The sequence below is a fragment of the Phormidesmis sp. 146-12 genome, assembly GCF_052939495.1.
In genome coordinates, this window is record NZ_JBJPHS010000142.1 from 1 (window position 1) to 13,368 (window position 13,368).

At 46.7% G+C, this 13,368-nt stretch carries 10 protein-coding genes; all 10 read left to right on the forward strand.

What is annotated here, in order from left to right:
- Nucleotides 1–433 precede the first annotated feature (433 nt).
- The 10 genes from ACKFKF_RS31380 (at nt 434) to ACKFKF_RS31425 (ending at nt 13,274) form a co-directional block, all read left to right on the forward strand.
- The gene (locus ACKFKF_RS31380) at nt 434–1,231 is read left to right on the forward strand and encodes a DUF4058 family protein (protein WP_446871291.1); all 798 of its coding nucleotides are present in this window, start codon (nt 434–436) and stop codon (nt 1,229–1,231) included.
- A gap of 2 nt (nt 1,232–1,233) precedes the next feature.
- Nucleotides 1,234–1,737, forward strand: coding sequence for a hypothetical protein (locus ACKFKF_RS31385; protein WP_446871292.1), 504 nt, complete (start codon nt 1,234–1,236; stop codon nt 1,735–1,737).
- On the forward strand, nt 1,734–2,423 hold the full coding sequence (locus ACKFKF_RS31390) for a hypothetical protein (protein ID WP_446871294.1): 690 nt from the start codon (nt 1,734–1,736) through the stop codon (nt 2,421–2,423). The genes ACKFKF_RS31385 and ACKFKF_RS31390 overlap by 4 nt, the downstream gene beginning before the upstream one ends.
- A gap of 171 nt (nt 2,424–2,594) precedes the next feature.
- Complete coding sequence (locus ACKFKF_RS31395) at nt 2,595–5,594, forward strand: WD40 domain-containing protein (RefSeq protein ID WP_446871295.1); 3,000 nt, start codon at nt 2,595–2,597, stop codon at nt 5,592–5,594.
- Entirely contained in the window at nt 5,572–6,252 is a 681-nt protein-coding gene (locus ACKFKF_RS31400) for a WD40 repeat domain-containing protein (protein WP_446871296.1), read from the forward strand. Before ACKFKF_RS31395 ends, ACKFKF_RS31400 begins: the two co-directional genes overlap by 23 nt.
- An 87-nt stretch (nt 6,253–6,339) precedes the next feature.
- The gene (locus ACKFKF_RS31405; RefSeq protein WP_446871298.1) at nt 6,340–7,524 is read left to right on the forward strand and encodes a sigma-70 family RNA polymerase sigma factor; all 1,185 of its coding nucleotides are present in this window, start codon (nt 6,340–6,342) and stop codon (nt 7,522–7,524) included.
- A 14-nt stretch (nt 7,525–7,538) separates the two neighbouring features.
- Nucleotides 7,539–8,672 carry a DUF1822 family protein gene (locus tag ACKFKF_RS31410; protein WP_446871300.1) on the forward strand — a complete coding sequence of 378 codons (1,134 nt, stop codon included), beginning with the start codon at nt 7,539–7,541 and terminating at the stop codon, nt 8,670–8,672.
- A 4-nt stretch (nt 8,673–8,676) separates the two neighbouring features.
- Entirely contained in the window at nt 8,677–11,025 is a 2,349-nt protein-coding gene (locus tag ACKFKF_RS31415; RefSeq protein ID WP_446871302.1) for a CHASE2 domain-containing protein, read from the forward strand.
- 53 nt (nt 11,026–11,078) lie between these two features.
- Nucleotides 11,079–11,804 carry a DUF928 domain-containing protein gene (locus tag ACKFKF_RS31420; protein ID WP_446871304.1) on the forward strand — a complete coding sequence of 242 codons (726 nt, stop codon included), beginning with the start codon at nt 11,079–11,081 and terminating at the stop codon, nt 11,802–11,804.
- An 84-nt stretch (nt 11,805–11,888) separates the two neighbouring features.
- Complete coding sequence (locus ACKFKF_RS31425) at nt 11,889–13,274, forward strand: NB-ARC domain-containing protein (RefSeq protein ID WP_446871306.1); 1,386 nt, start codon at nt 11,889–11,891, stop codon at nt 13,272–13,274.
- Nucleotides 13,275–13,368 lie beyond the last annotated feature (94 nt).

Consider the following 13,368-nt stretch of genomic DNA (forward strand, 5'->3'; position numbering starts at 1 on the left):
AACGCTGTGGTCACGCGGCATAGTATGTTTGCTCTAGGTTTATATTCGAGATAATAACCATTCTATCGAATATGGATAGTCTAAGACAAAGTAGAAGTACGTGGTAAAATTAAACTAGAAAAATTTGAAAATGCTTGATGTGTATAGAACCCATTTGACATTTCTTGTTGATATACAAGGCATGTAGGAGAGCCGTTTCAAGCAGATCCTGAATTTAGAAGGAAAATCATTGTTCCGGAACAATGAGGAACATAAAATCCCGAAAAATATCAGCTTTGAAACACATTAAAAGATCCCAAATAGGTTCTATAAGGTTGAAGTTTTTAAGGCGATGAATGTGAGGATTTTTTCACAATCTAGCTCTAAGATTTAGGCGATCATCCAAATCGTGGAATTGAGATCTCAAGTTTTCATCCTGTTTTTCGGAGTCACCATGCCCTCGCCTTTTCCTGGAATGGACCCGTATCTTGAATATGCTGCCTTCTGGTCTTCGTTCCACACCCGTTTCATGGTGGCGATTGCTGACGCGATCGCGCCCCAACTGGGAACGCAGTACTACGTTGAAGTGGAGTCTCGCACGTATCAAACCGATGACCAGGACGATGAGATTTTGATTGGGATTCCCGATGCAATTGTGTTTGCGGAACGAGGCGAAGCAAAATCAGCGTCTGCAATCGAGCAAGAAACAGGTCGTGTTGCCACTCAAATCCAACCGGAAAAAGTGTCGCTGCCGATGCCGATCGAACTCTATCAGCGTTATCTCGAAGTGCGCGAGATGGGCACCGATGAAGTAATTACGATCGTTGAATTGCTCTCTCCGACAAACAAGCGAGCGAAAGATGGGCGATCAGACTATGAAAAGAAACGCCGATTGATTTTGGCGAGCCAAACGCATTTGGTGGAATTGGACTTATTGCGGGGCGCGAAGCCAATGGCAATGCATGGCGCGCGATCTGATGCCACTTATCGGATTTTGATTAGCCGCAGCGAGCAACGCCCGATCGCCGATCTCTATGCGGTGATGCTTGATCAACCGCTGCCAGACATTCCGATTCCTCTAAAGCCGGGTGAACCAGAACCCGTTTTGCCATTGCAAGCTGTTTTCAATCAGCTTTATGAGCGTGCCCGCTATGCGACTCGAATTGATTATCGCCAACCGCTCCCCCCTCCGAAGTTGTCCGAAGCACAGCAACAATGGATGGATACGGTGTTAGCCCCGCTCCGGAGGTAATCGTGGCAAAGGCAATTCCTTTGAAGTGCCAAAAGTGTGCGATGCTCGATGCGGCGCAAGCGCAAGCGTTGCATGGGGTTGAGGGTGATGGCTGCTGGAATCCGAAGGTTTGCTACAGTCGGCGATCGTATGCCCGTCATCGCGATCGTAAAAACCAGCAGCGCAATCGTTCTCGGCAAGAATCGGTGCTGAAAACGCTGGAAGTCGAAACGCCAGAATTTGCTTATCTCTACTATGCGGTGTTGGTCGTGTATCGGGCAGCAGGGGGTGATACTCCGGTTCATGCGATTTCGGCGCAAGTCTGGCAGGGACAGCAACAAGTGGCGATCGTTGAACCGATTCACTGTGTCGGCATGGTTCCCAGTCAAGTTCATCTCTATGTTCGTAAGTTACTCGCATTGTTAGATGAGGAATACGGAATTCGTAAGTTTGCCAGTTTAGAGCGTATTGATCCGCAGCAATGCCCGATGCGTCCCTGTTTACATCATCCGTTGGGGGTGGCATGAGACAGCTCCAATTGCCGCTATGGAAGGTATTGCAGGAAGCCGCTCAGTCGCCAGAGACGGCAGAGTTGGATCAATTGTGGCAGGAGGTGGAAGCGTCGATCGTCGATTTGGAATGCGCGGGACAGTTGCAGGTGGCGGGTGAAGCGATCTCGCAGATTACAGCGGTGTTTGAAGCGCGGTCTCAGCGAGCATTTGAAGAAATTCTGGCAACCGCAAGCCAGGACGGCCCGATCATGAGTGAAGCGGCATTTGACCAGTATGTGCGGCAAACGATGCAGATCGAGTTTGATGACTACATTGAACCATTTGACAGTTTGCCGCGCAAACCGATCTCGATCGATGAGAACGAGTCGCAGTCAATTGTGGCAGAAGTGGAGCCAATGCGATTGATTGAGGCATTGCAGGAAGTGATGCAGGTGGTTGATCCGGAAGTGGCTTACGAACAAGCTTTGGCACTGGCACACGCTGAAGATGTCTCCGAGTGGGGAGCCGCGATTCAAGCTTGGCTCAGTCAACGTGATCAAGCCGTCCCATTGTTGAGACTTCAGCGATCGCTCAAGATGCCGTTGGTGCAAGTGTGGTTAGCGCTGTTATTGAATGGATTTGCGATCGAGCAGCGCGGGGAGTTTTATGACCTCGATCAGGTTTGGATTCTTCAGTCAAGCAGTCGGTTTGAAACGAGATGAAGACGTTGCACAAGGGTAAGCGGTGGCTTTCATCAGATTGTAAAAGTTGCACTTCAAGGAGTAAGGATGCCTATCTGGTTGATCCACAAATCGAGTTTTGTCAGTCAACCAAGGTGAATTTTTCTCGAATATGGATTAACCTAAGGCATCCAGATTGAGCGCCATCTAGCCATGTCTACCAAGCGTTCCTCTCAATCTAAGCGCGATCGCTCTGCTTCGCCCCGCGTCCGAGGCGTAATTCTCACTGTCAAAGGATGGCAAAAGTTACAGTTTGCGATGCAAGCAGCAGAAGTGGAACAGAATTGGGGACAACACTTCACTCGCGAACAATTGAGCGAGCGCACTGGATTATCGCTGCAAACAATTTCTCGCATCTTAAAGCGAACAGAAGCGGTTGATCGTTTGTCGATCGAGTATTTCCTGCGAGCGTTTGAACTACAACTGGCGCAAGGTGATTGTGCCCCTCCAGGTTCTCCATTTGAGGATTTAGCTCGACACGGGGAATTTGATGGGGGTGAGGCTCGTGCTTCTTGGAATGCTGCCTGTGATGTTTCAGCATTTTTTGGGCGCGAGGCAGAATTGGCACACCTGCGAGAGATGGTTTTGGATGAACACTGCCGATCGATTGCTTTGTTGGGCATTGGTGGCATGGGGAAGAGTGCGCTCTCGGTGAAGTTGGCACAGGACGTTCAATCTGAGTTTGAGGCGGTGATTTGGCGATCGCTTTCTAATGCACCCCCATTAGAAGCACTGTTAAACAGCATTCTGTCGTTTCTATTGCGATCGCAGAACAAAGAGACATTGGTTCCTACAGAGCTAGATGAGCAATTTACAACGTTAATCGATTGCCTGCAACAACAGCGGTGTTTACTGATTCTCGATAATACTGAAACGTTATTGAGTAGTGGAAATCCGGTGGGGCAATATCGTTCGGGATACGAAGTTTACGGGCAACTGTTGCGGTTGATTGGGGAAACGGCGCATCAAAGCTGTTTGCTCTTGACCAGTCGAGAAAAGCCTGGAGAAATTGCTCTGCTAGAGGGAGAAAAATTGGCGGTACGATCGCTGCAACTTCAAGGACTGTCCCCTTTAGAAGGACGATTGCTATTTGAGGCGAAGGGGAACTTCATCGGAACTGATCCAGAGTGGAGCCAACTGATTGAGCATTATCGAGGGAATCCACTTGCGCTGAAGTTGGTTGCAGCGATGACTCAGGAGTTTCTCAATGGCGATATCACAGAAGTTTTGAGCTATATTGAGCAAGGCAAAGCGGTGTTTAGTGATATTCGTGATTTGCTGGCGCGCCAGTTCGATCGCTTATCTACTGCTGAACAGGAAGTGATCCTGTGGCTGGCAATTAATCGAGAGCCTGTGCCTGTTGCTCGGCTGAGTGAGGATATTTTGACCGCAAAGACACAGCGATCGCTGCCCGATGCCATTCAATCGTTGCTCCGGCGATCGATGATTGAGCAAGGTTCGGCGGGGTTCAGTTTGCAGCCTGTTGTCATGGAGTATGTAACGGAACGGTTGATTGAGCAAGTTGGAGCAGAAATCATAGGCTCAAACATTGCAAGGGATGCTCGACTGCGAACTCATGCGTTGATGAAAGCTCAATCGATCGACTTTATTCGTGAAACGCAAATTCGGCTAATTGTGCAACCGCTCCTTGAGGATTTGTTGGCTCAACTGGGAGGTCAGCCGCACGTAGAGCAACGATTTCGGGAATTGTTAGCAGAACACCGATCGACGAAGCAAATCGGTTACTTAGCAGGGAATTTGCTGAATCTGTTAGTGTCGTTGAAAACAGATTTGCAGCATTGGGATTTCTCAAATTTAGCGTTGTGGCAAGCGGATTTGCGACGAGTGAACCTTGCAGGAGCCGATTTCCAGCATTCAGACTTAGCGAAATCCGCGTTTGCTGAAACCTTGAGTGGAGTATTAGCGATCGCGCTTAGCCCAGATGGAACCTTACTGGCAACCGGGGATGTGGATAATGTTATTCATATCTGGCGAGTTGCCGATTTTCAGCCCTTGTTGACGTTGCAAGGACATACAGGCTGGGTGTGGAGTGTGTGCTTTAGTTCAGATGGTCAGAGACTGGCAAGTGGAGCGACAGATGCAGGTGTGAGACTGTGGGACGTGCAAACGGGAGACTGTCTTCATGTGTTTCAAGGACATACCGATTGGGTGTGGAATGTGCAGTTTAGTCCTGATCAGCAAACGCTAGCGAGTAGCAGTACAGATGCTTTGAGGTTGTGGAATCTACAAACTAGACAATGTGAAGCAGTCATCGAAGATCCTGCGGGAACGGTTGCAGCAATTAGTTTTAGTCCTGATGGTCGGTTGCTTGCGAGCGGAAGTCAGGATGGTGCAGTGCGGTTGTGGGAGGTTTGCGGAGCGAATCGCGTTTGTATTGCAACATTGCAGGGACATTCTAAGCGAGTGCGATCGGTGTGTTTTAGTGCGGATGGATCGTTACTGGTGAGTGGGAGTGAGGATAGTTCAGTTTGCTTGTGGGATGTTCAGTCTCAGGCGTGTCTTCAAACCTTTCAAGGACATAAAAGCGGCGTGTGGTCAGTTGCATTTAGTCCAGATGGGCAAATGGTTGCGAGTAGTGCGGATGATTTTACAGTGCGATTGTGGGATGTACAATTGGGGCATTGTTTGCAGGTGTTACAGGGGCATGGTAGTTGGGTTCTGACAGTGCAGTTTAGTGATAGTCAGACGGTAATTAGTGGCAGTGTTGATTTTTCGGTGCGATTTTGGGATGTCCAGACAGGGCAGTGCTTGAATGTGTTGCAGGGGCATAAAAGCGGCGTGTTTGCGATTGAGTTTGCTCCTACTTCCATAGATTCAGAAAGATTGATTCTGGCAAGTGGTGGACTCGATGCGATCGTGCGATTGTGGGATGTGAAGCAAGGGGTTTGTGTGAAAACGCTACAAGGGCATACCAACTGGATTCGATCTGTCAGTTTTAATGCTGAGGGAACGGTTTTAGCGAGTGCAGGGTTCGATCGAGGAATTCGGCTCTGGAATATGGAAACTGGACAATGCTTGAAAGTGCTACAGGGACATACGAGCGGAATTCGTTCGGTGTGTTTTGGTCCCGATGGTCAGATGCTTGCAAGTGGTGGATTTGATTGGTCAGATGCTTGCAAGTGGTGGATTTGATTGTTCAGTTCGGGTGTGGAATGTGCAAACTGGACAGTGTTTTAAGATATTGCAAGGACATACGACTTGGGTTTTCTCAGTTACTTTTAGTTCAGATGGAAGATTGATTGCTAGTGGTAGTGACGATCGCACAGTTCGACTTTGGGATGCTCACACTGGGGACTGTCTAAAAGTATTGCAGGGACATACCAATGCAGTTTGGTCAGTCAGTTTTAACCCAAATGGCGATCGCTTGATCAGCGGTGGTTTTGATGGGTCATTTCGGGTGTGGGATGTGCAGACGGGTGAATGTTTGCAGGTGTTGCATGGCGGAGTGAATCGAATTCGATCGGTTCAGTTTAGTCCTAATGGACTAAAAATTGCGAGTTGCGGAGATGATTGCTTTGTTCGCGTATGGGATGTGCAAAGTGGTGAATGTTTGCAGGTGTTACAGGGACATACTCGCGAGGTTTGGGCTGTTACTTTTGATCCCAAAGGTGAAATTTTAGTGAGTTGCTGTCAAGATGAGACAATTAAACTTTGGGATATACAGACTGGGCAATGTGTTAAAACGCTCCAAGCAGAGCGCCTTTACGAGGGAATGAAAATTGCTGGAGTGACAGGATTAAACGAAGCTCAGAAGCTAGCACTCAAAACATTAGGCGCGATCGAAACTTAAGTTACTCTCTGGCTGGATTAACTTGTCTGGTCTTTTCTCGAACCGGATCATAGACTGTAATGCTGAGACACTTTACAGTCGATCACCATGCAACCTCGGCAAACTCTGACCGAAAAATTCTCAACCTTTGTGCGATTTGCCGACGATCGCTTTGATGGTTGGATTGTTGATCTATCGCTGCGTCGAAGTATAGAAAATTGCACTGATTATGATTCGGGAACTCGCGTCGATGAATTTTGGGCGCTTTATTGGTATCAACACTGGAAAATAGAACCTAGCTTGCTAGCAGTGGGGCACTTGTCAGCTTATTTACAGGAGACTTGCTACTGGACAGTTCAGAAAATTACGGTTCAATCAATCTCAACCTCTGATTGCTTTTCCGATTATTTTCAGATTGCGATCGCAACACTTCCTAAAATTCTCAACGGTTATTCTTCCCTACAAGGTGTAAGCCTTAAAACTTATAGTAGTGTGAGCTTTGGTAATACAATCCGGAATCGACTGCGCCAGCAACAAGACATGAATAGTCGGACGGATTGGGGATTGCTGCGAAAATTAAGCCAGAAACGATTACTAGAAGTGCTTCAGGCAAGTGGATTAGCAGAAAGTGCGATCGCAGCTTATCTGCTGGCATGGAAGTGTTTTAAAGCTTGCTGGGTTCCTGATGAGGATGCAACAACTCGCCAGCTTGCTCGACCGACATCTGCTGCATGGAAGGAGATTGCTGACCTCTATCAGCAACAGAGATCTTCTCAAAGTATTTCGACAACTCCTGAGCTATTGGAGCAATGGCTAAAGTTTTGTGCAACGGAGGTGAGGAAGTCGCTACGCCCAACGGTGACTTCTTTGAACATTGCTAAGTTTGAACCGGGATCAGCCGAACTTCAGGATGATTTAGTTGATCGAGACGGGGCAACACCACTAACAGATTTGATTACAGCAGAAGAAATTCAAGAACGGCAGCAGCAGCAAGCCCAACTCAATGCTGTGTTAACGAACGCTCTCGAATTGCTTGATCCCGAACTCCGCTCAGTACTGGTGTTTTATTATCAGCAAACGTTGACTCAAAAACAAATTGCAACGCAACTGAACCTTAAGCAGTCAACCATTTCTCGGCGATTAGGTGCAGCCAAAGAAAAACTCTTAACAACATTGGCTGAATGGAGCCGAGAAACGCTGCATACTTCTCTTACCTCGCCCGTAATCGGACAGATGACTTTTGCCCTCGAAGAGTGGTTACAAACTCACTATCAATCTGCCACCTCGTCCTAGAGGATCACCCCCGAATGACTCTGCTATCCACGCCAGAACCTTTGCTATTAGACATTTTGCCGGACATTCATACCCGCGTTTGGCAACAGAGCCGATCGCTACCTGTTCCCCGCGATCGCTGGGCTGTCTATCTCAATCTTGTTTGCTTTCAATCGACTTTTCAATGGCTCAAGGAGAAATATCAGCACCAAGCGATTAAAAATCTACAGTCTACTTGTTTCCCCAATATTTATGCGTTGGTCAATGGAAGTGCGATCGCGTTCAACAACTCTCGATTGATCCTAATTCCGACCGAGGCGATTGATCATCATGAATTCCGAGTGCCGCAGGAGTGGATCGACATTCCAAGTTGGGCAGGAGATTATTATTTAGCCGTGGAAGTAGATACGGACAAACAGCAGCTCCAAATTTGGGGCTACACAACTCACCAAATACTGAAATCGCGGGGGCAGTATGATGCAGACGATCGCACGTATTCTCTAGCAAGTAAGGACTTGCAGCAAAGTCTTTCGGTGCTTGGGGTGATGCTGCAAGTAGCAACTGAACCGACGCGAGCAGAAATTGATTTGCTACCCAAACTTCTGTCAACTCAATCAATCAATTTGATTCAGCGATTGAAATCGACCGCGCTGCCTCGATTAGCAATCCCGTTTATGCAGTGGGGCGCATTGATCGAACAGGAGAAATGTCTAGAAAAATTGTGTCAACGACAAGCCGCAACATTTAATTTAAGCAATTGGCTGCACCATTTATTTGAGATGGACTGGCAAGCGATCGAAGGTTTTCTAGAAGCAGAACTCACAACGGGTTTTAGACATGAAGATGAGACTGGGCAGGTGATTCAGCGAGTTAAGCCCATTGCCCTGAAGGAAGATTTAACCATTTTATTGCTGATCATCCTGACGGTTGAACCTGATGAACGGCGCAACATTCGAGTTCGGATTTTGCCAACGAATGAAGCTCTAAATCTGCCAGAGAATCTATCTTTGGTGTTGCGATCGATAACGGGGAATGAAATTCAGTCGGTGCAATCTCGAAGTCAAGATCAATCCATTCAACTCAAGCAGTTCAAATGTCCACCTCACGTCCAACTTCAACTTCAAATCGCGATCGATAACGTTACAGTCATTGAGAATTTTCTCACTTAGCTTTATGAGCCAACTGATTGTTCTGAACCTGGGTAAAGGAGATTGGCAGCAGGGCTGGATGACAGTCACGGCTCAATTTTGGGAGCCAGAAAACTCAACGCCGATGCAATTTACAGCGAGTTTGCCCCCTGCACCAGAACTAGAAAATCTCTACGTCCGTTGGCAAAGATTCTATGAGAATTTATCAGCGTGCAAAAACTGGCGACGATATCGAAACGATGATCCAATAGTCAATATTGAAGTCGATGAAGCAGATATTACTCATATTTCAGACTCCGAGTTCAATGAGTTGTGCCAGGAACTCCGCGATCGCATTAACACTTGGCTTTATGCCGATCAGTTTCGTCATATCGATCGTCAACTTCGCACTCGATTGACGCTATCCGATGAAATTCGCTTCGTTATTACTGCGGAGAATGAATCAGTTCTACAAATTCCGTGGTGTTTGTGGCATTTCTTCGAGGACTATCCAAAAGCAGAACTTGCCCTCAGTTTGGCAAACTACGCGCGATCGCTGAAAGCAACTTCTCCTGCTACAGGTCGGGTCAAAATTCTTGCAGTGATGGGTAGCCAACAAGGGATTGATATTACAACCGATCGAGAATTACTAGAACAGTTGCCCAATGTAGAACTCACGCTACTGATTCAACCGAATTGTCAAGTTTTGAATCAGCAGCTATGGGAACCGGGAATTGATGTCTTGTTCTTTGCGGGACATAGTTCTAGTCGGGGTCAAGGTCGTATTCAGATTAATCAAACAGAGAGCTTAACGCTTGATCAATTACGACATGGATTAAGACACGCGATCGCACAAGGCTTAAAGTTAGCAATCTTTAATTCTTGTGATGGTTTAGGGCTGGCATGGGATTTAGCTGATTTGCAAATTCCTCAAGTAATTGTGATGCGTGAACCTGTTCCCGATCAAGTTGCACAAGCCTTTCTCAAGGAGTTTCTCATTGCATTTTCGGGAGGACAATCCCTGTATCGATCAGTTCGAGAAGCGCGGGAACGGCTGCAAGCAATTGAGTCTGATTTTCCCTGTGCAAGTTGGTTGCCAGTTGTGTGTCAAAATCCGGCTGAAGTGCCTCCAACATGGCAAGACTGGATCAATCAAAACTCGAAAACACTAAAGATTTCACAACCTGCGATTCAAACACTCAAATCTAAAATCTCAAGAGTGTTGCTGAGTAGTTTTGCAGTCACAGCGCTTGTATTAGGAGTGCGATCGCTCGGTGTTTTACAATCCCTCGAACTCTGGACATTCGATCGGCTTTTGAGCCTTAGACCCAGTGAGCAACCAGATTCGCGCTTTCTGATTGTGACGATTAACGAGGCAGACATTCAAGCTCAAACCACAAAATATAGGCAAGGAACCTTGTCTGATCAAACATTGTTGCAATTGCTGAATGTTCCAGAGCAACATCAACCTCGTGCGATCGGGCTAGATATTTATCGGGATTTTCCAACTGCACCGAAATTTAGTGAACTTGCGGCGAGACTGCGGAAGAGCGATCGTATCATTGCACTTTGCAAAGGAAGAGACGCAAAATATGATCCTACAGGCATTGCACCGCCGCCTGAAGTACCAGAAACAAGGCTCGGTTTTAGTGACTTTTTAGAAGATCGAGACGGCATTCTACGTCGGCAGCTTTTATTTATGGATCACGATCCGATCTCACCTTGCAAGGCTCCCTATGCGTTTGGAACTCAATTAGCTTTGCGCTATTTGATCGCTAAAAATATCACGCCTCAGTTCACCTCAGAAGGAGATCTTCAACTCGGTTCAACCGTCTTCCATCGCTTGAAAAGCAGAACTGGAGGCTATCAGGGCATTGATGCTCAAGGGAATCAAATCTTGTTGAACTATCGCGCTGCTTCAACGCCTAGCGAGGTCGCCCCACAGATTACGCTCACAGATATTTTAACCAAGCAAATTGATCCAAATGCAATTCGCGATCGCATTATTCTCATTGGAGTCACAGCTTCTAGTACTGCGGATACTTGGGCAACTCCTTATGGAAGTGACGCTTTGAAACGAGTTCCAGGCGTGTTTATTCAAGCACAGATGGCAAGCCAAATCCTGAGTGCTGTCTTGGATCAACGTCCGCTGATCTGGGTTTGGTCAGGATGGATCGAAGGCGTGTGGATTTTAGGATGGGCGATCGCAGGTGGAGCAATTTTTTGGATTCAGCGATCGCAAATTCGACAGGCATTCATGACAGTGACAATGCTTGGAATGCTAACTGGAATTAGCTTTGTGGTGTTCGCTCAAGGAGGATGGATTCCATTGATACCTGCTGCGATCGCGGTTCTAGCAACAGGTGCGATCGTCATCTACTGGAACCGCGCATAAATCCGAATCTATGCCCGTAAGAAGGGCTAAACATTGAAAGATTAGAGGTGATTATGCTGAAATGGACATCGCTCTGTGTTCTGGTTGGAATGAGTCTAATCGTTGCTCCTCAAGTTGCTTCGACGCAAACAACTATCTTTAATACGCCTCCACCTCCATCAGGCACACCAGGGGGACGAGCGCAAGGCGGTGGTAGTCGAGGGGATTGTCAGAACTATACAGGTCTTACCGCCATTGTTCCCGTAGTCAGAGAAGCCGTTTGGGGGTTGACTGCGACAGCTCATCCGACCTTCTGGTTTTATGTACCTTACGAGTTAAAAACAAACACTCCGATCGAATTTGTTCTACAAGACCAAGCCGATAATTTTGTGTATCGTAACCGCTTTCAGCCTTCTAATACAAAAGCAGGGCTAATTCAGATTACCATTCCAAAATCTGCTCCTGGGTTAGTTGAGGGAAAGCTCTACGCTTGGACGTTATCTATTCAATGTGATCCGTCTCAGCCTTCTAATAGTGTCTATGTTCAAGGGAATATCCGACGAACTGCGATCGCGCCTGCCCTCGAAAAACAATTATCAGTAGCTACTCCTCTAGAGCAAGTTCGCCTCTACAGCGCCAGTGGAATTTGGTACGATGCGTTTAATCAAATTGCAGAACTACATCGCACTAATCCAGCCAATCCTCAAGTGAGAGAAACCTGGACGACATTATTACGGCAAACGAACTTAGAACCCATTACCACAAAGCCATTTACGCCATGCTGTACCGCCTCATATTAATCCTCACGCATATTCCTCAAACCTAGCCCGTAAGAGTTTGAGAATCACAACTGCCCCATTACTGAAGCCAGGAAGGAACCTGTAATGTACGCTTCCGCCTCTTCTACTAAAATGCACCGAAAAACTCGTGCTCAACAAGCTCAACAACCGAACAGACGCAATCGTGGCGTAGTTCTCACCGTTCACGGATGGGATAAGCTGCAAACTGCCAAAGCTGAAGTCGAATTTCAAGAAAATCATGGACAACGCCTGACACTTGAAGATCTCAGCGATCGCACTCGTCTAGCCATTCACACCGTCTCTAAACTGCTCGGACGCAAAGATCCCGTCGATAAACAGTCTTTACAGTATATTTTCCACGCTTTTGGCTTAGAACTTACATCTAGCGACTATACTCATCCCATTTCGCCCTTTGAAGCTTTAGCCGATCGACAACAGAATCTCTCTCAAGATTGGCGAGAAGCGATCGATGTTTCTGTCTTTTTTGGACGAGAGCAAGAACTACTAGAAGTGCGGCAGTGGATTCTAGAAGAACACTGTCGGCTAGTAGCTCTTTTGGGCATAGGGGGATGTGGCAAAAGTTCACTAGCAGTCAAACTAGCAATGCAGATTCAATCTGAGTTTGAAGTTGTGATTTGGCGATCGCTTGCGGGTGCACCTTCGATCGATGAGTTACTAGAAAGTATTTTGTCTTTCTTCAGCGGAGTTTGCAAAAAGAGTGTAGAAATTCCTGCTAGTTCAGAGGAGAAATTTTCTAGACTGATGGAATGCTTACAAACAACTCGCTGCCTGCTAATTTTGGACAATGCAGAAACGCTGTTGAGTAGTGGCGAACGAGTTGGTAAATGTCGAGAAGGCTATGAAGACTATCGCCGATTGATTCGAGCAGTAGGGGAAGTTCCACATCAAAGCTGTGTGATGTTGACCAGCCGGGAAAAATCAATTACGATCGCACTTCTAGAAGGCGAGAAATTTCCAGTCCGATCGCTCTTGCTCAAAGGTTTAAAGATGGAAGATGTGCGATCGCTGTTTCAACATAAGGGAACGTTCACAGGTTCCGATACTGATTGGCATCGCTTGACAGATTACTATGCTGGAAATCCACTCTCCTTAAAGCTTGTTGCAGCAGCAACACAAGAAATGTTCAACGGCGAGATTGCGGCGGCGCTGGAATATATCGAGCAAGGATTGTTAGTGTTTGAAGATGTCCATCACTTGCTCAATCAACAGTTCGATCGCTTATCTCATGTAGAACAATCCGTACTAACTTGGCTTGCAGATCATCAGAACACTGTCACACTAGCAGAACTGATTGCAGAGATTACAACTGTGGCTTCTAAATGCAAAGTCTTAGAGGCGATCAATTCTTTGATGCGTCGATCGCTGATTGAAAAGCATGGAGAACATTTTTCACTGCAACCTGTTGTACAGGAATCTATTATTGAGCGATTTTCTGAACGGGTTTGTTAACAAAAAGAGCTTTACCCTAGCGAGGTTTTTATGAATTTGACCTAAGTACAGGACAAAAAACTTAGAACCTGCAAGAAATCATTCATTTTCTGCT